The sequence below is a fragment of the Streptomyces sp. NPDC096040 genome, assembly GCF_040303265.1.
Lineage (GTDB): Bacteria > Actinomycetota > Actinomycetes > Streptomycetales > Streptomycetaceae > Streptomyces.
Genome location: NZ_JBEOTA010000025.1, coordinates 29,962 through 54,541 on the forward strand (window position 1 = coordinate 29,962; position 24,580 = coordinate 54,541).

Annotated in this window: 20 protein-coding genes; 3 read left to right on the top strand and 17 right to left on the bottom strand. The window is 72.4% G+C overall.

What is annotated here, in order from left to right:
• Positions 1-4 precede the first annotated feature (4 nt).
• The 7 genes from ABTY98_RS30190 to ABTY98_RS30220 all read right to left on the bottom strand — a co-directional run bounded on the left by ABTY98_RS30190 (position 5) and on the right by ABTY98_RS30220 (position 6,573).
• A complete protein-coding gene (locus ABTY98_RS30190; protein ID WP_352224219.1) occupies positions 5-769 on the bottom strand; it encodes a GvpL/GvpF family gas vesicle protein in 765 nt (254 codons plus the stop codon).
• Positions 766-1,194: a gas vesicle structural protein GvpA gene (locus tag ABTY98_RS30195; RefSeq protein WP_352224220.1), complete on the bottom strand. Its 429-nt coding sequence runs from the start codon at positions 1,192-1,194 to the stop codon at positions 766-768. Before ABTY98_RS30195 ends, ABTY98_RS30190 begins: the two co-directional genes overlap by 4 nt.
• Positions 1,195-1,240: 46 nt before the next feature.
• Positions 1,241-1,597 carry a gas vesicle protein GvpO gene (locus tag ABTY98_RS30200; RefSeq protein ID WP_352224221.1) on the bottom strand — a complete coding sequence of 119 codons (357 nt, stop codon included), beginning with the start codon at positions 1,595-1,597 and terminating at the stop codon, positions 1,241-1,243.
• Positions 1,598-1,741: 144 nt separating this feature from the next.
• Positions 1,742-2,677 carry a non-homologous end-joining DNA ligase gene (gene ligD / locus ABTY98_RS30205; RefSeq protein WP_352224222.1) on the bottom strand — a complete coding sequence of 312 codons (936 nt, stop codon included), beginning with the start codon at positions 2,675-2,677 and terminating at the stop codon, positions 1,742-1,744.
• A 48-nt stretch (positions 2,678-2,725) separates the two neighbouring features.
• Positions 2,726-4,573 carry a transketolase gene (locus tag ABTY98_RS30210; RefSeq protein ID WP_352224223.1) on the bottom strand — a complete coding sequence of 616 codons (1,848 nt, stop codon included), beginning with the start codon at positions 4,571-4,573 and terminating at the stop codon, positions 2,726-2,728.
• The gene (locus ABTY98_RS30215) at positions 4,570-5,913 is read right to left on the bottom strand and encodes an NAD(P)/FAD-dependent oxidoreductase (RefSeq protein ID WP_352224224.1); all 1,344 of its coding nucleotides are present in this window, start codon (positions 5,911-5,913) and stop codon (positions 4,570-4,572) included. Before ABTY98_RS30215 ends, ABTY98_RS30210 begins: the two co-directional genes overlap by 4 nt.
• A gap of 189 nt (positions 5,914-6,102) precedes the next feature.
• A complete protein-coding gene (locus ABTY98_RS30220; RefSeq protein WP_352224225.1) occupies positions 6,103-6,573 on the bottom strand; it encodes a phage holin family protein in 471 nt (156 codons plus the stop codon).
• 87 nt (positions 6,574-6,660) lie between these two features.
• On the opposite strand from ABTY98_RS30220, the gene ABTY98_RS30225 reads away from it, so the two are divergent.
• Positions 6,661-7,011: a VOC family protein gene (locus ABTY98_RS30225; protein ID WP_352224226.1), complete on the top strand. Its 351-nt coding sequence runs from the start codon at positions 6,661-6,663 to the stop codon at positions 7,009-7,011.
• Here ABTY98_RS30225 and ABTY98_RS30230 read toward each other — a convergent pair whose 3' ends face one another.
• From ABTY98_RS30230 to ABTY98_RS30275, 10 genes are all read right to left on the bottom strand, one after another.
• Positions 7,012-8,934: a DUF5107 domain-containing protein gene (locus ABTY98_RS30230; RefSeq protein WP_352224227.1), complete on the bottom strand. Its 1,923-nt coding sequence runs from the start codon at positions 8,932-8,934 to the stop codon at positions 7,012-7,014.
• Positions 8,935-8,997: 63 nt separating this feature from the next.
• Positions 8,998-9,549, bottom strand: coding sequence for a GNAT family N-acetyltransferase (locus ABTY98_RS30235; RefSeq protein WP_352224228.1), 552 nt, complete (start codon positions 9,547-9,549; stop codon positions 8,998-9,000).
• A gap of 99 nt (positions 9,550-9,648) precedes the next feature.
• A complete protein-coding gene (locus ABTY98_RS30240; protein WP_352224229.1) occupies positions 9,649-10,572 on the bottom strand; it encodes a S66 peptidase family protein in 924 nt (307 codons plus the stop codon).
• Positions 10,569-12,503, bottom strand: coding sequence for an LpqB family beta-propeller domain-containing protein (locus ABTY98_RS30245; protein ID WP_502994394.1), 1,935 nt, complete (start codon positions 12,501-12,503; stop codon positions 10,569-10,571). The genes ABTY98_RS30240 and ABTY98_RS30245 overlap by 4 nt, the downstream gene beginning before the upstream one ends.
• A gap of 8 nt (positions 12,504-12,511) precedes the next feature.
• Positions 12,512-13,816, bottom strand: a complete 1,305-nt coding sequence (locus ABTY98_RS30250) for a M20/M25/M40 family metallo-hydrolase (protein ID WP_352224230.1) — start codon at positions 13,814-13,816, stop codon at positions 12,512-12,514.
• Positions 13,809-14,642, bottom strand: a complete 834-nt coding sequence (locus ABTY98_RS30255; protein ID WP_352224231.1) for a M55 family metallopeptidase — start codon at positions 14,640-14,642, stop codon at positions 13,809-13,811. The genes ABTY98_RS30250 and ABTY98_RS30255 overlap by 8 nt, the downstream gene beginning before the upstream one ends.
• Positions 14,643-14,809: 167 nt before the next feature.
• On the bottom strand, positions 14,810-15,535 hold the full coding sequence (locus ABTY98_RS30260; RefSeq protein ID WP_352224232.1) for a class I SAM-dependent methyltransferase: 726 nt from the start codon (positions 15,533-15,535) through the stop codon (positions 14,810-14,812).
• A 424-nt stretch (positions 15,536-15,959) separates the two neighbouring features.
• Positions 15,960-18,407 carry an ATP-binding SpoIIE family protein phosphatase gene (locus tag ABTY98_RS30265; RefSeq protein WP_352224233.1) on the bottom strand — a complete coding sequence of 816 codons (2,448 nt, stop codon included), beginning with the start codon at positions 18,405-18,407 and terminating at the stop codon, positions 15,960-15,962.
• A gap of 175 nt (positions 18,408-18,582) precedes the next feature.
• Positions 18,583-20,970: an MFS transporter gene (locus tag ABTY98_RS30270; protein WP_352224234.1), complete on the bottom strand. Its 2,388-nt coding sequence runs from the start codon at positions 20,968-20,970 to the stop codon at positions 18,583-18,585.
• Between the two features lie 180 nt (positions 20,971-21,150).
• On the bottom strand, positions 21,151-21,594 hold the full coding sequence (locus ABTY98_RS30275; RefSeq protein ID WP_352224235.1) for an SRPBCC family protein: 444 nt from the start codon (positions 21,592-21,594) through the stop codon (positions 21,151-21,153).
• A gap of 181 nt (positions 21,595-21,775) precedes the next feature.
• Between ABTY98_RS30275 and ABTY98_RS30280 the strand changes: the two genes are divergently transcribed.
• Together ABTY98_RS30280 and ABTY98_RS30285 are read left to right on the top strand one after the other, a co-directional pair.
• On the top strand, positions 21,776-22,816 hold the full coding sequence (locus ABTY98_RS30280; protein ID WP_352224236.1) for an Rv2578c family radical SAM protein: 1,041 nt from the start codon (positions 21,776-21,778) through the stop codon (positions 22,814-22,816).
• 152 nt (positions 22,817-22,968) lie between these two features.
• On the top strand, positions 22,969-24,537 hold the full coding sequence (locus ABTY98_RS30285) for an alpha/beta hydrolase (RefSeq protein WP_352224237.1): 1,569 nt from the start codon (positions 22,969-22,971) through the stop codon (positions 24,535-24,537).
• Positions 24,538-24,580: the final 43 nt, after the last annotated feature.

Below are 24,580 nucleotides of genomic sequence, written 5' to 3' on the forward strand. Positions count from 1 at the left end.
TGCTCTAGGCCTCGGCGCCGCCTGCCGTGGTGCCGGCGGGCTCGGAAGCGCCCGGTTCGACGAAGCTGTACGGCGGCAGCGGCCCGTTGATGCGTATGTCCAGGTGCGGATGGCTCTTGCGCAGCCGTTCGACGGCGGCCAGGAAGTTCTCCGCGGAGTCCCGGTCGACGAGGAAGGACACGTTGGCGAGCCAGCCGGTGGAGTCGGGGCCCACGCTCACAGCCGCCGCCTCCGCTTCCAGTGCCTGCCGCAGCTCCACGGCGTCCTCGGCCTCCCGGGCCTGGACAGCGGCCACCACCATCTCGCCCAGTTGCAGCCGGCTCTCGTAGCTGCCGCCGCCCGCCTGCCGATTGGCCTCGGCGAGGGCGCGCAGCTCCGGGTTCTCGGACATCACCCGGTGCAGGACCGCCTCTTCGACGTGGCTGGCCTTGATGTTGTACTCGACCTTGCCGTCGAGGGTGCGCAGCCGCTCCTCGTAGTGGTCGGCGCGTTCGGCGAGGACGCCGGTGACGGCGTCGTCGTCCGGGGCGACACTGCCGAACCGCATGGGCAGCACACACCCGCCGCCGCCCGCCTCGGCCAGCACCTGCTGGTGAGCGAGCAGGTCCTTGCGCTTGGGGCGCAGTCCCTCCGGGGCCTCGCTCACCAGGGCGGCGAGCGGGCCCTGCGTCAGCACGCGCACCGGCCGGGCGGGGTCGCCGACGCCGCCCATGCCCTCGGGCAGTGAGGGGTGTCCGGCGGCCGTGATGCCGTAGACATAGGTGCTCACTCCTGCTCCTCCTTCCGGCGCGGGGCGGTCGACTTACGGGGGCGCGGGCGGGACTCGCTCTCCCCGGAGCGCTCGTCGCGAGCCTGCTGGAAGGCGTCGGAGATGGTCTCGGCGGCGCCGGAGAGGGCGCCCTTCGACTTGCCACGGGCACCGGACTCGGTGACCTGGCCGACCACGTCCGGCAGGCCGGGGCTCTTGTTCGGGCCGGACTCCAGGTCGAGCCGGTTACAGGCCTCGGCGAAGCGCAGATACGTGTCCACGCTGGCGACCACGACCCGGACGTCGATCTTCAGAATCTCGATTCCGACCAGAGAGACCCGAACGAACGCGTCAATGACCAGTCCTCGGTCGAGAACGAGTTCGAGTACGTCATAGAGGCCGCTGCTGCCGCCTCCGCCGGTCTGCTGTGCCGGTACGACCGTCATGCCTGTCCACCCTCCTTGTCGTGTGATGTCTCCGCTGGCAGGCGGCCTAGCGGCCGCCGGACCGGTGTGCGTCGGCGCGTCCGCGTTCGTAGCGGCCCATGCGCCGGTAGCCGGTGAGCTGCCCGTCGGGGTCGAGTTCGACCCGGTAGCTCGCCATCAGGCTCATCGTGTCGGGCACCCTGGGGAGTTCGAGGACCTCGACCTCCAACACCCAGCCGTCCTCCGTCTGTTCGAAGGACGACACGGACTCGGCGGCCATACCGGTGAGTTCGGCGAGCTGGGCACGGGCCTGGCGCAGCACCTCCATCGGGCGCGGCCGGTTCTCCTCGGGGCCGGGCCCGTCCTCGTGTTTGCGGTCTTTTGGTGAATCCTGCGTCTTTGACGTGTCATTTGTGTTCGTCATGGCCACCTCTTGGTCCGAGTGGCCGGAGGTCCCAGGATCAAACCTTCACAGTCGGCCGGTGACGCAACGCGTCCGGACGGCGACACCTTGCGTGCGCCGGAGCCGGCTCGGCCGATTCCGCCGTGAGGTGTGCCGGACCCCGGCTCAGCCGGTGCCGGCGCGCAGCGCGTCGAGGCGGCGGCGGGCCGGGCCCAGGGCGCGGCCACGGGACGGCAGGCCGCCCCAGGGGTCGGTGCGGGCCTGGTCGACGGCGTCGGCGATGGTCCAGCGGCGGGCGTCCAGGCCGGGGTCGTCGAGCTGGTCCCAGGTGACGGGTACGGCGACGGGGGCGCCGGGGATGGCCCGCACGGTGTAGGGGGCGACCGCGGTCTGGGCGTAGGCGTTGCGCCCGACGTCCAGGAAGAGCCGGTCCCCGCGGTCCTCCTTGCGGACGGCGGTGGTGAGCCGGTCGGGGTGTTCGGCGGCGAGCAGCTCGGCCAGGTCGTGGGCGAATGCGCGTACCTCGTCGAAGTCGTGCCGGCCGTTCAGCGGTACGACGAGATGGAGTCCCCGGGAGCCGGTGGTCATCGGAGCCGACGGCAGCCGCAGCCGGTCGAACAGGTCACGGGCCCAGCCGGCGGCCTCCCGTACCGGGGCGAAGTCGGTGCCGGGAGGGTCCAGGTCGAGAACCAGCTGGTCGGGGCAGTTGAGGCGGGTGGTGCGGGAGAGCCAGCGATGCAGGGTGATGCAGGCCTGGTCGGCGAGGTAGAGGAGAGTGGCGGTGTCGCCGCAGACCACATGGGTCACCGTGCCGCCCTCCTTGGCGACCTCGGCCCGCTCGATCCACTCCGGGTAGTGGTCCGGGGTGTTCTTCTGCATGAACCGGGGCCCGTCAAGGCCGTCGGGGTGCCGCTCCAGCATCAGCGGGCGCCCGCGCAGCTGTGGCAGCAGGTAGGGCGCGACGGACCTGTAGTAGTCGACGAGGTCGGCCTTGGTGTACTCCTTCGCGCCGTCGCCTCCGGGGAAGAGCACCTTGCCGGGCCGGTGCACCTCCACCGTCCGGCGACCCGCCCGCACCGGCCGCACCTCGTCACCGCTCATCACATGATCACCTCGTCGGCGGTCATCGCACGACCACCCCGTCACCGGTCATCGCACGACCGCCTCCTCGACCAGCAGTCGCCCGGCCGCCGCGATCGACTCGGCGTCGATGCCCGCCGTGTGCAGCTGCTGGTCGGGCGCGGCCGAGCCCGGCATGGTCCGCACGGCGAGCCGTACCAGGCGCGGTACCGGCCGGCCGTCGGCGAACGCCTCGGCGACCGCGTCACCGAGTCCGCCCTCCTCGCGATGGTCCTCGACGGTGAGCAGACAGCCGGTTTCCTCGGCGGCCCGGCGCAGGGTCTGCTGGTCGACGGGCTTGACCGAGTACAGGTCGACGACCCGGATCCGGATGCCGTCCTCGGCGAGCGCGTCGGCGGCCTTCAGCGCCTCGTGCAGGGTGACCCCGGCGGCGACCACGGTCAGCCGGTCCTCGGCGGAGGAGCGCAGCACCTTGCTGCCGCCCACCGGGAACTCCTCGTCCGGCCCGTAGATCACCGGGCTCGCACCGCGCGAGGTGCGCAGATAGCGGATGCCGTCGAGCCCGGCCATGGTCACGACGAGCTTGGCGGTCTGGTTGGCGTCACAGGGGTACAGCACGGTCGAGCCGTACACGGAGCGGAACATCGCCAGGTCCTCCAGGCCCATCTGGGAGGGCCCGTCCTGACCGATCGAGACGCCCGCGTGCGAGCCGACCAGGTTGATCCCGCTGCCGCTGATCGAGGCCATGCGGACGAAGTCGTGGGCCCTGGTGAGGAAGGCGGCGAACGTGGCGGCGTACGGCACCCAGCCGCGGGTGGCCATGCCGACGGCGCCCGCGACGAGTTGCTGCTCGGCGATGTAGAACTCGAAGTAGCGGTCGGGGTGTTCCTTGCCGAAGAACTCGGTACGGGTGGAGTCGCCGACCTCGCCGTCCAGTGCGACGACGTCGGCGCGTGCGGTGCCGAGCGCGGCCAGCGCCTTGCCGAAGGCGTCCCGGGTGGGAACCTCGTCGCCCTTGTCGTAGCGCGGGAGTTCGAGCGTGCCGGTGGGCACGGAGTGCAGGGCACGGGCCGCCGGAGGCTCCTGCACATGAACGTGGAGGTCGCGGATTCCGCCCAGTTCGGCGATGGCCTCCTCGGCGTCCGGCAGCGGCTTGCCGTGCATGCCCTCGCGGTCCTCGACGGCGGCGACGCCCCGGCCCTTGCGGGTGCGGGCGAGGATCACCGTGGGCTGTCCGACCGTGGACGCGGCCTCGCCATAGGCGCGGTCGACGGCGTCCACGTCATGGCCGTCGATCTCCACGGTGTGCCAGCCGAAGGCCTGGAAGCGGCGGGCGTAGGCGTCGAGGTCGTGGCCGTGCCGGGTGGGGCCGCGCTGACCGAGCCGGTTGACGTCGACGATCGCGGTGAGGTTGTCGAGGTGCTCGTACCCGGCGTGCTCGGCGGCCTCCCAGACAGAGCCCTCGGCCAGTTCGCTGTCCCCGCACAGCACCCAGGTCCGGTACCGGCCGTGCTCCAGCCGCTTTCCGGACAGCGCGATGCCGACGCCGACCGGCAGGCCCTGGCCGAGGGAGCCGGTGGCGGTCTCGACCCAGGGCAGCCGGCGCGGGGTGGGGTGCCCCTCCAGGTGGGAGCCGAGCTTACGGAAGGTGAGCAGTTCGGCGTCGTCGATGGCACCGGCCGCCTTGTAAGCGGCGTACAGCAGGGGCGAGGCGTGGCCCTTGGAGAGGATGAGGCGGTCGTTTCCGGGGTGGGCGGGCCGGTCGAAGTCGTAGCGCAGATGGTGGGCGAGCAGGACCGCCATCAGATCGGCGGCGGACATCGACGAGGTCGGATGCCCGGACTCGGCCGCGGCGGCCGCCCGCACGCTGTCCACGCGCAGCTGCTGGGCGAGTTCGACGAGTTCTGCGGTGTTCATGAGGCTCCTTCGGAGGGAGTGTCCGTAGTGGTTTCGGGGGCCTTCGGCAGCTCCGGTGAGGCCGTGTCCAGCGGCACCGACCAGGACCGCACGAGGCCCAACTGCACGCCCTGGCGCGGCAGTACGGCGTCCAGCAGCCAGTCGGCGGCGACCCGTACCCGGCCCGTGGGCATCGCCGCGAGGTGGTAGCCGCGGGTCACCAGCCCGGCGGCCGGCCCGGACAGGGGCACCCCGAGCGGGTCGGCGGCGGCCTGGAGGCCTCCGAGGTCGACGACGAACCCCAGGTCACGGTGGCGGTAGGGGCGCCGGGGCCTTCCGCTGCCGAGCGAGGCGGCCACGTTCTCGCCGGCCACCCGCCCCTGCCGCCAGGCGTGCTGGGCGGTCATCGGGGTGAACGCGCCGGGATTCGCCAGGTCCGGCACAGCGGCCGCGTCCCCGCAGGCGAACACGTCGTCGCAACCGGGGAGCTGGAGATACGGGTCGACGATCAGCCGCCCCTTCTCCAGCGGCCGCCCGGTGCCCTCGACCAGCGGGTCGGGCCGCACCCCCACACACCACACCAGGGTCCGGGAGGCGACGAACTCGCCGTCGGAGAGCAGCACCCCGTCCCGGGTGGCCTCCTTCACGGAGGTCCCCATGCGCACCTCGACCCCCCGCCGGCGCAGCACCCGGTCGGCCGTGCGGGACAGCTTGTCGTCCATGCCGGGCAGCACGCGGGGCGCCACGTCCAGCAGCAGCCAGCGTGGCCGCACCCCGTACGGGAGGGGGTTACGGCGGGCGAGCTCGGCGGTGAGCATCCGCATGTGAGCGGCCACCTCGGTGCCGGTGTATCCGGCGCCGACGACGACGAAGGTGCACCGGGCGGCGGCGAGACCGGCGTCCGCGGCGACGGCGGCCAGCTCGATCTGCCGGATCACATGGTCACGGAGGTAGAGGGCCTCGGGCAGTCCGCGGAAGCCGTGCGCGTGCTCGGCGACGCCGGGGATGGGCAACAGCTTGTTGACACTGCCGACGCAGAGCACCAGCCGGTCATAGCCGAGGGCACCGCGGACGCCCTCGGGGTCGGTGTACTGCACCCGCTTCCCGTCGAGATCGACGCCGTCCGCTTCCCCGAGCACCGTGCGCACTCCGCGCAGGGCGCCGGACAGGGGCAGGGCGATCCGCCGGGGATCGAGGATCCCGGCGGCGACCTGGGGCAGCAGGGGCAGATACAGAAAGTAGTCGGTGGGGTTGAGAAGAGTGATGTCGGCACGGTTCCGGGCCAGCCGCGCGAGGGTACGGGCCGCGCGATACCCGGCGAACCCGGCACCGACGATCACGATCCGGGGTCGACGACTCACGGTGCGCCTCCGGGGATGCGTCTGGGGTCCGAGGCTTCCCAGGTAACCGTAGGCGGGCCGGGCGGACGCCGCCCGCCGAAGGCGCCCGCACGGGGCGCCGGGAACCGCGCGACCGGCCGCACACAACCCGCGGCGGCGGTCGGCGGTCGGCACTCGGCGCTCCACAGCCGGCGAACGGCGCTGTCGGCCTCAGGCCCGACGGTGTGGCGCGCGCGGCGCCTCCTGGTCGGCATCAGGCGTCACCGGAGTGACCGGGGTGATCGGCGTGACCGGCGGCTCCGGCGGCATGGGCGGGTACGGCAGCCCCATCCCGCTGGGCGGCCCCGCGGGTGCCGTTCCGCCGACGACCCGATGGGGGGCGTGCGGCCTGCTGGGTCGGCCTGCCTCCCTCAGCAGATACGCGACCGCACCCAGGATCACCGCGGTGATCAGTGCCGCGGCCCACCCCGGGAGCACTGTCGCCAGCGCCAGGCCCACGGCCAATGCCACCGCGGCCCCGGCGTACAGGGCGACCGCACCGGAGGCGCCGTAGAGCACGGCGGCCCGCCGCCGCTTCCGGCCCTGCTCGCGCAGCTCATCCCGTACGGTCTCGCGTGCGACCTGCGCCAGTTCGTCGACGAGGTCCTTGTCCAGATGTTCGAGATGATCCAGATGTTCCATGTCTGTCGGGTACCCGGACATGAAAAGCCGTAACAGGAGATCACCGGAGGTGGCTTCTTCGCGTCCGGTGCCAACTAGGCTCGTCGCATGGAGATTCTGGGCGCCTCCCTGCGCATCTGCGTCGACGACCTCGAAACCGCGATCCCGTTCTACGAACGCCTCTCCGGCGGCAGAGCCCTCCGTTTCGAACGCGGGGGCGTCCAGGTCGCCGCGGTCGGCTCCTTCCTTCTGATGAGCGGACCGGAGCCGGAGCTGGAGGTGCTGCGCAAGGTGACCGCGACGATCGCGGTCCAGGACGTCGACGCGGCCCACCAGTTGCTGGACGACCTCGGCGCCCACATCCTCGCCGGGCCGGTGCCCACCCCCGCCGGCCGCAATCTGCTCGCGATGCACCCGGACGGCTCGGTGTTCGAGTACGTCGATCAGCGCCCGGCCTGATCAGGGGTTCCCCGGCCGCATCCGGAAGTCGTACCGACCGGGCAGCGGTTCGTCACCGAGCCGCTGCCACAACCGGCCGATGTCATCGGCCCCTTCCCGCAGGTCGGCCACCTCGAACCCGTCCTCGAACACGGCCCGGGCCGCTGCCCGCCGCCCCTCGGCGAGCAGCAACTCGGCCTCCAGGAGCCGGAACCGGCCGCGCTCCCGGATCGCCGGCGACAGCGCCTCCCAGACGGTGCGGGCGTCCGCGACCCGCCGTACCCGCAGCAGCGCTTCGAGGGCCTCGCGGCCCAGCGCGGCAGCGGCCGCCGTCCAGGCCTCGCCGTCGTCTCGGCGTTCCCGGCACAGGTCGTCGAAGGCGTCGGCGTACCGCTCGGCGGCCCGCTCGTGGTGCCCGTACTCCCGGTCGGCGACGGCGAGACAGCGCAGCAACGGCCAGAGGGACGGCGCGAGCTGGAGGGCCCGCTCCCAGCTGCGGACGGCCTGGGCGCGGTCGCCGGCGTGCCACTGGGCGACGCCGAGGTGGTACTCGGTGTGCGGGGTCGCGGGGGCCGTCTCCAGCATGTCCCGCCAGTGCGGGGCGACCAGGGTGGGTCCCGGCGGCCGTACCCGGCGGGGTTCGGGGAGCGTGCCGGTGCGGAGCAGTTCCAGCCAGGGCGCCTGGTCCTCGCCCAGCGTGGACTCGGCGAACGGTGTGCCGGGCAGCTTCCAGTCAGTGCGCAGCACTTCGAGCGCACCCCAGCCGGAGCCGACGGCAAGGATCTCGCCGGGTGCGGTGTCGGCGTACGGCTGCCAGGCCGCGTACGCGGCGTCGAGCGCGGCGCGGGGCAGGACGGCCGCCAGCCGCTCCTCCACCGTCTCCACGTCGTGCGAGGCGGACAGCGGCCCGTACGCCTCCAGCCACGACACCTCGCTCTCCGCCTCCAGCCGGACGTGCTCCAGCTGGGTGCGGGCGAGCCCGGCCTGGATCTCGCGGTAGCCGCCGGTGCCGGGTCCGCCGAGCCATTCCTGCCAGCGCCGGCCACCGGGTCCCGAGCCCCACACGAACAGCTTCCGGCCGCGCAGTTCGTCGGTCGACGTCTGCGCCAGCCCGTGCCCGTCCGCGTCCAGCGCGGCGATCCAGCGGCGCCGGCCGTCCGGTATGTCGTAGAAGTAGTCGGTGGCGTACGGGTGTTGCGCGTCGTACGACGGAACGGGTACCCGGCGCAGTCGGCGTTCGGGCCCGAACTCCCAGGCCTCCGCGGCCGGACCCACGACCCGGCGGTCCTCCGGTACGGCCGTGTTGGACCACCAGTAGAGCGGCACCGGGCGTTCGTGCGGGTTACGGACGCGGACGCCGACGTACAGGAAGTCGGAGCCGTCCGGCAGCCACAGGTCGACCTGGAAGGGCAGGTCGCGCAGCCGCTCCCACTCCCACAGCCGAAGCATGTCGCCGCCGTCGGGGGCGCGGACCCGGGCCGCGTGCAGCGGGGCGCAGGAGAGGGCGGTGTGGCCGGTGGCGCCGATGTTCCATTCGATCCCACCGGAGTACCAGGCGCCGTTGAGGGCGAAGTTGGCGGGCTGGAACACCGGGTTGCGGTAGAGGAGTTCGCGGCCGGTGGGCAGATGGACGAGGGAGGCGACGCGGCCGCCGAGGCCGGGCAGCACGGTGGCGCGCAGCCGGTCGTTCTCGATCACGAGCGTGTCGAGGGCGCGGGTTTCGCGGGTTCTGCCGTAGCCGTCGCGGATCCGCACCGGGAGGAGGCTGCGGAGCGGCTCGTAGCCGAGCTGCCGGGCCACGTCCGCGGGCAGGTCGTCCCGGTCGCGCTCGTCGGCGCGGTGGATCTCGCCCGGGGGGCGGAGCGGCGGCAGCGGGTTGTCCGGGCCCAACTCCGCCGCCGGCAGGGTCAGTACCTCACGTCGGATCCTCGTCACGATCACCATGGAACCCGGCGTGGGATGAGCTGACCAGGGGAGCTGCCGGTCAGGATTGCGCAAAGGCCGGGCTCAACCGCCCGTGCGCATCTCCGCCGTGATCGCCCACCGTTCGTGGTCCCGCCAGGCCCCGTCGATGTAGATCATGTTCGGCGAGAAGCCCTCAAGGCGGAAGCCGGCGCCACGCGCGAGCGCGATGGACGCGGTGTTGCCGGGCTGCACATTGATCTCCAGCCGGTGCAGCCGCGTCGGCCCGAAGGCGTGGTCCACGACCAGCCCCATCGCCTCCCGCATCAGCCCGCGTCCCGCCGCGTGCGCGAACACCCCGTAGCCGAGGGCACCGCACTGGAAGCCGCCCTCGACGATGTTGTTGATGTTGATGAACCCGGCGATCGCCCCGTCGTCCTTCTCGCAGACCAGGAACCCGGCCTTGCTGCGGTCCTCGATCAGCCGGCCCGCGTAGCCGGCGTAGGCCGCGTCCGTGGTGGGCGGGAAGAGCCAGGGCTGGTGGAGGTCCTTGCTCTCCCGGGCCCGGGCGATGAACTCGGCGCCGTCCTCGTAGGTGAAGGGACGGATGCCCACACGGGGGCCCTCGGCGAGATAGCGGGATGAGATGTGCGGCATCCGGCCACCCTACGCGGCGCCGCGGCCTTCGAGCTCGTACGCCCGGGCTGCGCCGGCGGCCCCCCGCCCCGCATGGCGAGCGCCGCTGCCCACGCGGCCTCAGCGCAGGGCCGGCTCCAGCAGCGTGAGCGTGCCCGCGTCGGCGTCCAGCTCCGCCGCGACGCCGAGCGGGATCGTCAGGGCCGCCTCGCAGTGCCCGAAGCCGAACTCCTCCACCACCGGCACTCCCAGCCCGCCGAGCCGGTCGGCGAGCGTCGCCCGCACGCCCTCGTACGGCCCGCAGCGGTCCCAGGACCCGAGCAGGATCCCGGCGACGCCGTCGAGCCAGCCGGACCGCAGCAGCTGGGTGATGCTCCGGTCGAGGCTGTACGGCTGTTCGCCCACGTCTTCCAGCAGGAGCAGGCCACCGCGCGCGCCCGGGTGGGTGTGCGGGGTGCCGATGCCGGTCGCGAGCAGGCGCAGGCAGCCGCCGACCGTGACGCCCCGGGCCCGGCCGGGCGAAAGCGCGGTGCCCCGGGCGGTGATGGTGCGGACCGTCTCCGGGGCGAACAGGGTGGCCCGCAGGTGCTCCTGTGCCTCGGCGCTCTTGACGAAGTCGGCGCCCGAGGCCACCGGGCCGTACAGGGTGGCGAGCCCGAGCCGGGTCGCGAACGCCTCGTGCAGCACGGTGGCGTCGCTGAAGCCGACGAACGCCTTCGGCCCCGCGGCCCGCATCGCCTCCCAGTCGAGCAGGTCGACGAGGCGCTGTGCGCCGAAGCCGCCGCGTGCGCAGAGCACGGCGGACACGGACGGGTCGCACCAGGCCCGCTGGAGGTCGGCGGCCCGGTCGGGGTCCGAGCCCGCCAGATACCCCAACCCGCCGTCCTTCGCGAGCGCATGGGGTGCCACCACCGGGTCGAGATCCCACCCGCGCAGGATGTCGAGGCCTGCCTGGAGCCGCTCCTCCACCACCGGCCCGCTCGGCGCGACGACGGCGACCCGCGCTCCGGGGGTGAGCCTCGACGGCCGTACCAACTCTCTCACTTCAGCAGCTCCAACTCGGGAATCCCGGGCACGGTCAGCCCGAACACCTGGGCGTACAGGGCGAGTTCGGCCTCCAGGGCGCGAACCATGGTCTCGGCGCGGCGGAAGCCGTGTCCCTCGCCCGCGAAGGTGAGGTACGCGTGCGGCACCTGGCGTCCGTCGAGCCTGGCGAGGAAGCGTTCGCACTGCACGGGCGGGCAGATCACGTCGTCCAGGCCCTGGAGCAGCAGGAAGGGCGCGGTGAGCCGGTCGGCGTGCTCGCTGGGCGAGCGCTCCGCATACCGCTCGGGCACCTCGGCCAGCGGGCCGATCAGCGACTCCAGGTACCGGGACTCGAAGTCGTGGGTCTCCCCGGTGCCCCAGCCGGTGAGGTCGAGGACGGGGTAGGCGATGGTCCCGCAGGCGTAGACGTCGGTTCTGGTCAGCGAGGCCGCGGCGGTCCAGCCGCCGGCGCTGCCGCCGCGGATGGCGAGCCGGGCGCGGTCGGCGGTGCCCTCCTCGGCGAGGGCGAGGGCGACGGCCGCGCAGTCCTCGACGTCGACCACGCCCCACTGCTCGCGCAGCCGGTTGCGGTACTCCCGCCCGTACCCGGTGGAGCCGCCGTAGTTGACCTCGGCGACCCCGATGCCCCGGGAGGTGAAGTAGGCGATCGCCAGGTCGAGGACGAGCGGCACCCTGCTGGTGGGGCCGCCGTGTGCCCAGACGACGTAGGGCGGCAGCTCGCCGTCGGGGGCGGTGTGGCCGGGGTGGTGGGGCGGGTGGATGTGGGCGTGCACCTCGCGGCCGCCCGGGCCGGTGAAGGTGCGGACCTGCGGCTCGGGGTAGTAGGCGGGGTCGACCGGGTCGCGGTGGGCGGCGCCGACGACCCTGGCGCGGCCGCTCGCGGTGTCGAGTTCGATCACCTCGTACGCGGTGCGGGGACTCGCGCCGACCGCGACGACGCGGGTGCCGTGCGCCGCGAGGGCGGGGGTGAACTCGGTCCAGGGTCCGGCGGCGTCGACGAGTTCACCGGATTCCGCGTCCAGAATCCCGAGGGCGGTCGACCCCCGGCCGTGGACGACGGCGATCAGCCCGTTGTCCAGCGGTGCGAACCAGCGCTGGCCGAGCTTCCAGAGCGGCCCGGCGAACTCCTCCTCGCGCCGGCACAGCGGGCTGCCGTCGCGGTAGAGGTTCCACCAGCCGCTGCGGTCACTCGCGTACAGGAGACGGTCGTCCGTGGACCATTCGACCTGGGCGATGGACTCCTCGGTGCCGCCCGCGACCGTGCGGACTCTGTGCAGCACACCGTCGTCGCCGACCTCGCCGACCAGCAGCTCCGTGCCGTCCCACGGCATCCGCGGATGGTCCCAGGCGAGCCAGGCGGCCCGCCGCCCGTCGTGCGAGAGGCGCGGCCCGGTCACGAACCGGTGCCGGTCGTCGGTGAGTTCGCGTACGGCGGCCCGGTCCCCGGCGGCCGAGCCGTCCAGCGGTACGGCGGCGAGCACCCGCCGCACATCGTCGGGGTGGTCCCCGGTGAACTCCTCCAGTACGCACCAGACTTCACCCCGGTCGAGCAGCAACCACGGGTCCGCCCACCGGGGTCCGGGGGGGGTCAGCGGGCGAGGCTCGGCGCCCGGCTCGTACCGGTACAGCCGCTGGTCGTCGAAGTGGACGAAGACCAGCAGGGGGTCACCGCCATCGGCGGGGACCGCACCGGCCCAGGGCTGTCCGCCGTACTCGATGACCCGGCTGCGGACGTTCCACGGCGCGGGCAGCACGGACTCCCGGGTGCTCCCCCGCACCAGGGTCCGGCGCCCGCCCTCCTGCGGGCGGGGTTCGGTCCACCAGGCCTCGCCGCCGACGAAGCCCACCCACTCGGGGCTGCCGTCGTGCGCGGCGGCCAGGGCCGCGTCGATGGGTGAGGGCCAGGAGCCGTACGGCTTCGTCTCCACGATGTCTCCTATGCCGTGCGCAGGAAGCGGTCCAGGACCCGGACGCCGAAGTGCAGGGCCTCGACGGGGACGCGTTCGTCGACGCCGTGGAACATGGCCTGGTAGTCGTAGCCCTCCGGCAGCCGGAGCGGCGTGAAACCGTAGCCGGTGATGCCGAGCCGGGAGAACTGCTTGGCGTCGGTGCCGCCGGACATGCAGTACGGCACCACATGCCCTTCGGGCGCGAACTCCTCGACGGCGGCGCGCATCCGGGCGTACGTCGGTGAGTCCACCGGCGCCTGGAGGGCGACCTCGCGGTGCTGGAACTCCCAGTCGACATCGGGCCCGGTGAGCTGGTCGAGGGTGGCACGGAACTCGTCCTCGGTGCCGTAGAGATGGCGTCCGTCGACGAAGGCGACGGCCTCGCCGGGGATGACGTTTACCTTGTAACCGGCGTTCAGCATGGTCGGGTTGGCGCTGTTGCGGACGGTGGACTCGACCAGTTTGGCGGCCGGGCCGAGCTTGTCGAGGAGCAGGTCGACCTTGTCCAGGTCGGGCTCGATGCCGTACAGGGCGGCGAGTTCGGTGAGGGCGGCGGTGACCGTCGGGGTGAGCCGGAGCGGCCAGGTGTGCTCGCCGATGCGGGTGACGGCGGCGGCGAGCCGGGTGACCGCGTTCTCCTTGTTGACCTTGGAGCCGTGTCCGGCGCGGCCGCGCGCGGTGAGCTTCAGCCAGCCGGTGCCCCGCTCCCCCGCGGCGATGGGGTAGAGCTGCCGTCCGGTGCCGTCGTGGAAGGTGAAGGCACCCGACTCGCTGACGCCTTCGGTGCAGCCCTCGAACAGCTCGGGGTGGTGGTCGGCGAGGAAGCCGGAGCCGTCCTCGGCGCTGGCCTCCTCGTCGGCGGTGAAGGCCACGACGATGTCTCGGCGCGGCCGTACCCCCTGCCGGGCCCAGGCCCGCACCACGGCCAGGATCATCGCGTCCATGTTCTTCATGTCGACGGCGCCCCGGCCCCACACGACCCCGTCGCGGATCTCCCCGGAGAAGGGGTCGACGCTCCAGTCGGCGGCCTGCGCGGGCACCACGTCGAGGTGACCGTGCACCAGCAGTGCGTCGGCCGACGGGTCGGTGCCCTCGATACGGGTGACGACGTTGGTGCGGCCCTCGGTCCGCTCAAGGAGGATCGGTTCCAAACCCGCTCCCGCCAGCTGCTCGGCCGCGTACTCGGCGGCGGGGCGCTCCCGGCAGTCGCCGCCGCCGAAGTTGCTGGTGTCGATCCGGATCAGGTCGGAGGTGAACCGGACGACCTCGTCCAGTGCCTGTTCGTCAGCCATACTGCTCCTCCACCGCGGCCGAGACGATCGTGGTGACGGCCTTGAAGGTGCGGATGCCGTCGTACATGGTGACGCTGGTGTAGGCGACCTTCCGTTCGCCGACCTGTGCCACGCCGGGCACGACGGTCGCGGCGAGGGCGAGGTGCGTGGCGTCGAACTCGACGGCGACTGTGTACGGTCCGCTGTCGACCGGAGCCCGGCGCACCGCGAGCGATGCCGCCTCCTTCGCCGCCGCTCGGATGTCGGCGGCGGTCCGGGCGGGCGCCCGGCACACGGCCGCGTACCGCGAGACATGGTCCTTCACGGCGACCTTCGGCGCCTCGGGCGCGTAGCCGAGCGCGTCCTCGCAGGTCAGGTCGTCGCCGGTGACGAGGACGACCGGGACGCCGTACTCGGCGACGACATGGGCGTTGAGCAGGCCCTCGCTGGCGCGCACGTCGTTCAGCCAGACGCCGGTGATGGAGTTGGCGAGGTAGGTGTGGGCGAGGACGCCCTCCATGCCGGCGCCGGTGTGGTAGCCGACGAAGGCGATGCCGTCGACGTCGCCGTGCTGGACGCCCTCGACCATCGAGAGGGACTTGTGGCGGCCGGTGAGCATCTCGGCGCGCTCGTCGAGCCGCTCCAGGAGCAGATTGCGCATGCTCCAGTGGGCCTCGTTGATGAGGACCTCGTCGGCACCGCCGTCGAAGAAGCCGAGGACGGCGGCGTTGACGTCCGAGGTGAACATCGACCGGCACCGCTCCCACTGCGGTGTGCCGGGCAGTACGTCACCTGGCCAGGTCACCCCGGTGGCGCCCTCCATGTCGGCGCTGATGAGGATCTTCATGGTGTGCCACGTTACGCGCCCCGGCGGCCACCGGCCAGGAAGTGGGCCGCAGGATCGGTTCGGCGGCCACGGCGTCCCCGCGGCACGCGGCTCTGACCGACCCGGCACATGAGTCCGCCCTTCGGCCGCGTCGCGTCGAAGGGCGGGCTCCGGGTGTCCGTCGGTGGTCAGTTCGCGCGTCCGGCCACCAGCCACTTCGACGGCAGCACGATCCGCTCGCCGTCCGGGGTGAACTCGGTGGTCGTCAGGGGCAGTTCGCCGCTCGCGAGGACCGTGAGGCCGGCGTTGCGCAGGTACTCGGGCACCGCGTCGTCGGCGACCTCGCCGGGGGCGATGCCGTGCCGGAAGACCGGGGCGAGCTTGGGCGGCGGGCCGGACGGGCTCTGGGCGAGACCGCCGAGGATGGGTCGGGCGGCCTCGGAGAGCTCGACGAGGAAGGCCCGGCCGCGACCGCCGACGAGCGTGGCCACGGCGTCGATCATCGGCTGCCGGTCGTCGGGTTCGCACTGGTGGAGAACGCCCCGCATATAGACGTTGGCCTCTCCGAGTTCGGCGTGCAGGGCCTCGGCCTCGTTCTTCTGCGCCGCGTCCAGCTGCCGGTAGCGGGCCTGTCCGGCGGGGTCGGCGTGCCGGGCGTGCTCCAGGGCGGCCTCGGCGATGTCGGTGCCCAGGACGCGCGGGAAGCGGCCGGCGAGGAAGCGGGTCTGGGTGCCGTTGCCGCAGCCGAGGTCGACCATGGGCAGGCCGAGGTCGGTGAGGTGGGGCTCGAAGAGGGAGACGTGGACCGCGGCGGTGACCTCCGGCTCGGCGTCCCAGAACACCGCCCCCGGCTCGTCGGGCGCCTCGCGCCAGAAGCCCTCCCAGGCGTCCCGGTATCGACTCGTCACGCTCATGCCCAACTCCCCAGGGTGTGACCGCAGATGACCGCCGTAAGTGACGGGCCAGTACGGTTTACCCTGTGCTGGTTTCGGCCACAAGCGCCTGGCGCGTTCCTTCACCCCACTTTCGACGAACGTGCGCCCCTTGGGGCCTGTCGTTTGGATCACGCCGCAGACGCGGGGTCTGGCACGCACTCCCCCAGAGGGGGACCCCCAGCCGCGTTGTCGTCACTCGCCGACGTCCCCCAGCCTTCGGCCGGGGGTGCCCCCACCGCGTCGCCGCCGCGATGGGGGCGCCCCCGCGCGAGCTTGTTCGAGCGTGGGGGAGGCTGATGTCCAAGCCTCCTCCGCCTTGCAGCCGCACGCACCACACCCCACTCACCGGCGCCGAACAGCCCCGCCGCTGCCCTGCGACCTGCTCCGAACGACAGGCGCCAAGTCAGCGGCGGCGTGAGGTGAGTTCGAACCAGACGGTCTTTCCGGCGGCCGTGCGGCTGGTGCCCCATTCCCTGGCCAGCGTGCTGACCACCCGCAGTCCACGGCCGGCCTCGGCGCCGGGGTCCGCGCCGAGCAGGGTCGGCAGGGTGTGGTCGTCGTCATCGACCTCGCAGAGCAGGGTCTCGCCGCGGATCAGCCGGAGTTGGACCGGGCGGCTGTGGGAGTGCCGTAGGGCGTTGGTGACGAGTTCGCTGACCATCAGTTCGGCGGGCTCGGCGAGGCGGGCCAGGCCCCAGTCGTGGAGTTGTTCGCGGACGGCGGCACGGGCCCGGCGGACCTCGGCCGGGTCGAGGGCGAGTCGCCATTCGGCGACGTCCTCCGGCTCGATGCCGTTGAGGCGGGCCATCAGCAGGGCGACGTCGTCCTTGCGGCCGCCGCGGGTGTTGAGGGCACGGATGATGGTGTCGCAGGCGTCGTCCATGGAGGCGGCCGGGTGGGCGGCGGACTCGCAGAGGGTGGCGAGGCCGACGCCGATGTCCTCGCCGCGCATCTCGACGAGTCCGTCGGTGCACATCACCAGCCGGTCGCCGGGCTCCACACGCACCCGCAGCGACTCGAAGGCGACCCCGCCGACCCCGATGGGCGCCCCGGTGGGCAGGTCGAGGAGTTCGCTGCGGCCGTCGACGGCCCGGACCAGCACGGGCGGGATATGGCCCGCGTTGGCGAGGTGGAGTTCGCTCTCGATCGGGTCGTAGACGGCGTAGAGGCAGGTGGCGAGATAGCCGTCGCCGAGCCGCTGGGCCAGGTCGTCGAGGTTGCGCAGGAGCTGCGCGGGCGGCAGGTCCATGGCCGCCATGGTCTGGACGGCCGTCCGCAACTGACCCATCATCGCGGCCGAGTTGAGGCCGTGGCCCATGACGTCGCCGACGACGAGGGCGGTGCGGGCGCCGGGGAGTTTCACGGAGTCGAACCAGTCGCCGCCGACGCGGCCGAGCAGGGTGCCCGGCAGATACCGGGTGGCGATGTCGCAGCCCGCCATGCGCGGCGGGATGTGCGGCAGCATGCTGTCCTGGAGGGTCTCGGCGACGCTCTCCTGGAAGGTGTACATGCGTGCGTTGTCGAGCACGAGGCCCGCGCGGGCGGCGAGTTCGGCACCGGTGACCCGGTCCATGTCGTTGAACAGCTCGCGCTCTGGGTGGCGCAGCAGGATCATGAAGCCGAGCACGACGTTGCGTGCCTTCAGCGGCACGACCAGCATGGACCGGCCGGTGATCAGTGGCCGGATGTCGCGCTTCTCGAACTGGGAGGCGATGGCGTGGCCCATCTCCACGCTGATGCGCGGCACCAGGACCGGTTCGCCGGTGGTCATGCACTGGAAGAACGGCGTGTGCGCGGGGAACGGCATGGCCTCGCCGACCGGTACGACGTCGTCCCAGCGGCCGGGTTCGTCGGTGTGCTCCAGGGCGACCCGGTGCCACATGGTGGTGGTGTCGGGCACCCCGTCCGGGAACCCCTCGCCGGCGACGACCTGTTCGCGCAGATAGGTGCCGGCGACGTCGGTGAAGCGGGGTACGACGGCTCTGCTGACCTCGATGATCGTGCGAGACAGGTCGAGCGAGGTGCCGATCTTCCCGCTGACCTCGTTGAGGAATTCGAGGCGCTCGCGGACGGCCGTGTACTCCAGGTCCTCGCCCTCGTCGTCGGTGAGGTCGGCGGGCAGCGGCAGGCCCTGGGCGGCCACCCGGGCGGCGCGCTCACGGCGGGCCTTGCGCTCGGTGCGCCGGGCGACGCCCCAGTCGGGGGTGACGGGTACCCGGTCGTTCTGGCTGAACTCCAGGATCGGATAGCCGAGTTCGAGGACCTGGGCGACGATCCGGGCGCTCTCGTCGACGCTCATGCTGGGCAGGATCTCGGGGAGCCTGCGGGCGAGTTCCTCGGCGCCGGGGAAGTCGGTGTGCAGGGCGAATCCGGGCGCTATGCGCTCGAAGGGGATGTCCTCGTCGCGCTCGGACCGGCGCAGCCGCTCGGCATCGGCGGCGAGCACAAGCAGCCGCTCGTCGCCCGGGCCGACCAGCGGATACGCCCACCACAGCACATCGGCGCGGTCCCGGTCCGGCACGGTGAGCCGGGCGCGGCCCGCGGCGGGGAAGTTCAGCCGTCCGTCGAGGGAGGATTCCAGGTCGGGGCCGAGTCCGTCGTAGGCCGCGTAGGCGCCGTAGGGGGTGATCTCGTCGTCCTCGGGGAGCGCCCCGGAGACCGGCAGCAGGTCGAGGACGGAGTGGCCGATCGCCTGCTCCTTGGCGGCGCCGAAGAGCCGGCGCGCGCCGGTGCTCCAGTGCGAGACCTGCCCGTCGCGGTCGACGACGACCACGGCCAGGGGGATACGGCCTGCCGTGCCCTCCCCAGCACCGAGGCTGGGAGGTGTGTCCCGCTCGCTGCCATGGTTCATGGACCAGGCCCTCTCTCCCCACGGCTCCGCAAAAGATCTGTGCCGCCCGCCACTACCGTACGGTGGCCGCCGGTTGCGATGTGTGGCAATCCTGGAATTGGTTTCACCGGAGCGCACCGGCGCGCAGGTCGGCGCCCCCGCGCCCGGTCCGGCCGGTCCTCGCGCTCCGGTCCGGTCAGTCCTCGTGCCCGAGTTGGAGATCGCGTTCGGTGCGGCCGCCGCCCGCGACCTGGAGCACGGTGGCGACCGGTGGGTAACCGGCGGTGATGACGGTGTACTCGCCGGAGGAGAGGTCGACGAACCGGAACGTTCCGTCGGGGCCGGTGGTGAGGGTGTCCACGACGTTCCCGGCGGCGTCGAGGAGGGTCACGCGCGCGTCCTCGACGGGCCGCCCGCCCCCGGCCCGGACGGTGCCCTTCAGTACGGCGCCGCCCGCGAGCTCGACGTCCTGCCGGGTCTCCCGGGACGCCTGGACGGTGACCGGGAGGGCGGCCGGGCGGAAGGCGGGGGCGCTGGCGGCGAGGGTGTACTCGCCGGCGACCAGCTCGGTGATGACATAGCCGCCCTCGCGTCCGCTGCGGGTGCTGGCGACGACCTCGCCCTGCACATTGGTGAGCGTGACGGTGGCGTCGCGGACGGGCGTGCCGTCGGCGGTGCGGACGGTGCCCGCGAGGCGTCCGGCGCCGCCGAGGACGACGTCCAGTTCGACGGGCCGCTCGCCGACGGTCACGGAGACGGCCTGCGGCTGGTGGCCGCCGGCGGCGGCGATCAGCACGTACGCCCCGGCGCCGGGCGTGGACAGGGCGTACCGTCCGTCGTCCCCGCTGGCGCCCCGGCCGATCTGCCGGCCGACGGCGTCGATGAGGGTGAGTGCGGCGCGGGGCACCACGGTCCCGTCCGAGTGCTGCACCGTGCCGCAGACCGGGATCCCGGCGCCGGTGAAGGACGAACGGGCCTGCGGGATCGGGGCGTTGACGGGGGCGGACGCGGTTTCGGCGGTGTTGTGGGACACCAGCGGTTTCTCCTTGAGGAAGCAGGCGATGAGCAGGCCGAGCACGAGCATCGGGACCAGGTAGAGGAAGATCCGGGGCATCGCGTCGGCGTAGGCGCGGATGTAGTCGTCGCGCAGTGCCGGGGGCAGCGCGTGGACGAGCTGCGGGGTGAGGGACTCGGGGTCGGGCAGCCTGGCGCCGGCGTGGGCGGGGAGACGTTTGCGCAGGGCGTCGGCGAGCCGGTCGGCGAACAGGGTGCCGAAGACGGCGGCGCCGACGCTGCCGCCGATCTGCCGGAAGTAGTTGTTGGCGCTCGTGGCGGTGCCGAGGTCGGCGGGCGGTACGGAGTTCTGTACGGCGAGGATCAGGACCGGCATCACCATGCCGATGCCGGCGCCGAGCACGGCCATCCAGATGCTGTACTGCCAGCGCGGGGTGTCGACTTCGAGCCGGGACAGCAGCCACATGCCGACGACGGACAGCGCCCCTCCGAGCACCGGGTAGATCCGGTAGTGCCCGGTGTGGCTGATGAGCTGTCCGGCGACGATCGAGGCGCCGACGATCCCGCCCATCATGGGCAGCATCAGCAGCCCGGACTCGGTGGCCGAGGCACCGTCGACCATCTGCAGGAAGGTCGGCAGATAGCTGGCCGCGCCGAACAGCGCGACGCCGATGACCAGTCCGACGAGCCCGGTCACGTTGAAGACGGAGTCGCGGAACAGCCGCAGCGGGATGAGGGGTTCGGCGGCGCGGTGCTCGGCGAGCAGGAACAGCACGGTGGCGACCACGGCACCGGCCCCGAGCCCGAGGATGACCCGCGAGCCCCACTCGTACTCCGTGCCGCCCCAACTGGTCAGCAGGACCAGGCAGGTGGACGCGGCGGCCAGCAGCAGGGTGCCCAGGACGTCGAAACGAGCGCGGACCGGGGGTTTCGGCAGCTTCAGCACGGCGGTGATGACGGCCAGCGTGACCAGCCCGAAGGGCACGTTGACATAGAAGCACCAGCGCCAGGAGAGGTGGTCGGTGAAGTAGCCGCCGAGCAGCGGCCCGGCGACGGAGGCCAGGCCGAAGGCGGCGCCGATCAGGCCCATGAAGCGGCCGCGCCGCCGGGGCGGCACGATGTCGGCGATGATCGCCTGGACGCCGATCATCAGCCCGCCCGCGCCGACGCCCTGCACCGCGCGGAAGGCGATCAACTGGTCCATGTTCTGGGCCCGTCCGGCCAGCGCCGAGCCGACGACGAAGACGAAGATCGCGAACTGGAAGACGCTCTTGCGTCCGATGAGGTCGCCGAGTTTGCCGTAGACGGGGAGGCCGACGGTGGCGGTCAGCAGATAGGCGGTGATCGCCCAGGACATCTTGTCCAGGCCGTGCAGCTCGCCGACGATCTTCGGCAGCGCGGTGGCGACGATCATCTGGTCCAGGGCGGCGAGGAGCAGGGCGAGCATCAGCCCGCAGAACACCAGCCGGGTGCGGCGCGGCGCGAGTCCTGGGTCCGGGGCGGGTTCCGGCACGGGGACGTCCGCGGGCGCCGCGGCCGGCTCCTCGTACTGCACCAGAGTCGTCCCCACGTACCGCTCCCCTCGTCGCGCCTGCGCACAGTTCCCGCCTTATTTCCCGTAGGGCGACAACTGTGGGCAAGCACGACGAGTTACGGCACGAGGGCGACCGGCCCGGAGATCCACTCGAACCGGTGAGGGGGGTCAACGCCCCCCGTTCATCCCGCGGTTACCTCCGCCGCAGGACCGGGACTACTTCTCCACCTCGGTGGCGAGCTTGCCGAGCACCTCGTCGTAGATCCGGCCGAGGCCCTTGGGCGCGAAGGTCTTCTCGAAGAAGCCCCCGATACCGCCGGCGCCCTGCCAGGTGGTGTGGACCACGACCTTGGAGCTGCCCTCGCCGGCCGGGGTGACGCGCCAGGTGGTGACCATGGAGGAGTTGCGGTCCTTCTCGACCAGCTCGCCGTCGGTGGGCTCACTGACCTCCAGGAGGCAGTCGCGGACGCGCTTGCTGGTGGCCTGGAGCTTCCAGTGGACGAGGGTGCCCTCGCCGTCGCCGCCCTCGCGCACCTCGTACTCGCTGAAGTGCTGGGGCAGCAGCTTCGCGCGCGTGCCGCTGTAGTCGGCGAGCGCGTCGAACACCGTCTCCGCGTCTGCCGCGACGACCCGCTCCGTAGTGGCCTCGACCTGCGCCATTGACTTCCTCCAGCACCTGAGTTCTCGGGGTTGGTGGCAAGCCAACCACCCCGGCGCCCGGCCGCCCAAATCGGGGTGCCGGAAGCGGTCGGAAACGGCGTCCGCGCGGTCTCCACAGATCGTTCGCACGATCATGGGAACAGATGTTCTATTCTGGGCGCAGTGCTACCGAGGAGGCGTCATGCGCTGGGAGAACCTCACCGAGGAGGCCGAACACGGCCGGGCCGGTACCGCGCTGTTCGGCGCGGAAGCGGTCACCACCCGCACCATCGACACCCCCGAGTTCCGGGGGATCACGTTCCACGAGGTGCGGGCGCGCTCGATCATCAACCGGGTGCCGGGCGCCTCACGGATGCCGTTCGAGTGGACGGTGAACCCGTACCGGGGCTGCACGCACGCGTGCGTGTACTGCTTCGCGCGCAAGACACACAGCTATCTGGACCTCGACACCGGGATCGGCTTCGACACCCAGATCGTGGTCAAGGTGAACGCGCCCGAGCTGCTCCGCCGCCAGCTGGGCTCACGGCGCTGGCAGGGCGACCACATAGCGATGGGCACCAACGTCGACTGCTACCAGCGCGCGGAGGGCCGCTACGGGCTGATGCCGGGGATCATCTCGGCCCTCACCGAGCACGCGAACCCCTTCTCGATCCTCACCAAGGGCACGCTGATCCTGCGCGACCTCGACCTGCTGCGGCGGGCGGCGGAGGTCACGGACGTCGGGATCTCGGTGTCGGTCGGCTTCGTCGACCCCGTGCTGTGGCGCACCGTGGAGCCCGGCACCCCGGCCCCCGAGCGCCGTCTGGAGGTGGTACGCGCCCTCGGCGAGGTCGGCATCGGCTGCGGGGTGCTGATGGCGCCCGTGATCCCCTTCCTGGGCGACCACCCGGCCCAACTGCGAGCCACCGTGCGCGCGATCGCCGCCGCCGGGGCCACCTCCGTGACACCTCTGGTGCTGCATCTGCGCCCCGGCGCCCGCGAGTGGTTCATGAGCTGGCTCGCGGCCCACCACCCGCACCTCGTCCGGCGCTACGAGCGGCTGTACGCGGAGGGCGCCTACGCGCCCAAGTGGTACCAGCGCCGGATCACCCGTCAGGTGCACGAGCTGGCCGAGGAGTACGGCATCGGGCCGAACCGCGCGGCGGCACCCCGCCAGATGCCGGTACCGCCGACCGAGGAGGAGCCCGCGCTGCCGGAGCCGACGCAACTCACGCTGCTCTGAGAGCGGTCGTCGCTGAGAGCGTTCGAGCGCAACCCTCGGCCCAATTGGGTCAATAATCGTCAGAACACGTTCTTCCTTGGGCCGTTCCCGGGACGATGCGGCGAGGACCGTGACACGTGCGGTCCGCGACACCTCCGTCCTGGGAGGACCCCATGCGAACACGCGCAGCCGTGCTGTGCGCCGCCGCCGCTGTCGTGGCCGGGTCGTTCACGGCCCTGCCCGCGAGCGCCACCGCCCGAGCCGCCGTCCAGGTGTCCTCGGTGACCTGGAAGAAGTGCGGCACCACCGACTATCCGACGTTGCAGTGCGGCACCGTCAAGGTGCCCCTGGACCACCGGAACCCGGGCGGGAAGCAGATCACGCTCGCCCTCTCCCGCGTCCCGCACACCGCGTCGGCGTACCAGGGTCCGCTGCTGGTCAACCCCGGCGGCCCCGGCGGCAGCGGGCTGACCCTCGCAGGCTTCGTCGCCTCCACGCTGCCGAAGAAGGTGGCGGCCCAGTACGACGTCATCGGCTTCGACCCCCGCGGCGTGGGCAGCAGCAGCCCGGCGATCGACTGCGCGCCCGGCTACTTCAAGCCGGTGCGCCCCGACTCGGTGCCGGCCACGTCCGCCCTGGAACGGGCGAACCTCAAGCGGGTGCAGTCGTTCGCGGCCGCCTGCGGCAGGAAGTACGCGAGCCTGCTGCCGTACCTCGACACGGTCAGCGCCGCACAGGACATGGACTCGATCCGCCAGGCTCTCGGGGCCCGCCGGATCAGCTACTTCGGCTACTCGTACGGCACCTACCTGGGCGCCGTCTACGCGAAGCTGCACCCGGAGCGGATCCACCGGCTGGTCCTGGACTCGATCGTGGACCCGACGGGCGTCTGGTACGACGACAACCTCGGCCAGGACTACGCCTTCAACGACCGCCATCGCGCCCTGATGGCGTGGATCGCGAAGTACGACTCCACCTACCGGCTCGGCACGGACCCGGCTCAGGTCGAGGCCAAGTGGTACGCCATGCGGGCGGCGCTGGCGAAGAAGCCGGCGGGCGGCAAGGTGGGCGCCTCGGAACTGGAGGACACCTTCATCCCGGGCGGCTACTACAACGGCTACTGGCCCTACCTGGCCGAGGCGTTCTCTGCCTACGTCAACGGGAAGAAGACGGCCGCGCTGGTCGAGGCGTACCAGAACTTCGCCGCCGTCGAGGCCTCGGGCGAGAACGGCTACAGCGTCTACGCGGCCGTCCAGTGCCGGGACACCTCCTGGCCCCGGGACTGGAACCAGTGGCGCAAGGACAACTGGGCGGTCTACGAGAAGGCGCCGTTCATGGTCTGGAACAACGCCTGGTACAACGCGGCGTGCGCCTCCTGGCCGACGTCCGCCCTGAAGCCGCTGAACATCGCCAACGGCAAACTCCCGCCGACCCTCCTCTTCCAGGCCACGGACGACGCGGCCACGCCCTACCAGGGCGGCGTCACGGCCCACCGGCTGCTGGCCGGCTCCAGCCTGGTCGTCGAACAGGGCGGCGGCAACCACGGCATCACACTGAGCGGCAACACCTGCCTGGACGACCACCTCGCCGCCTACCTGACCGACGGCAAGGTCCCGCACGGTGACGGCATCGCCGACGCGGTCTGCCGGAAGACCCCCGACCCGAAGCCCCTGAGCGCGAAGGCGGCGTCGACGTCGTCCCGCGGCTCGACCCTGCACGGGCTGCTCGGGTTCCGCGGCTGAGCCTGCCCTGACGCACCGTCGGGGGCGTTGTCGGACCCATGGT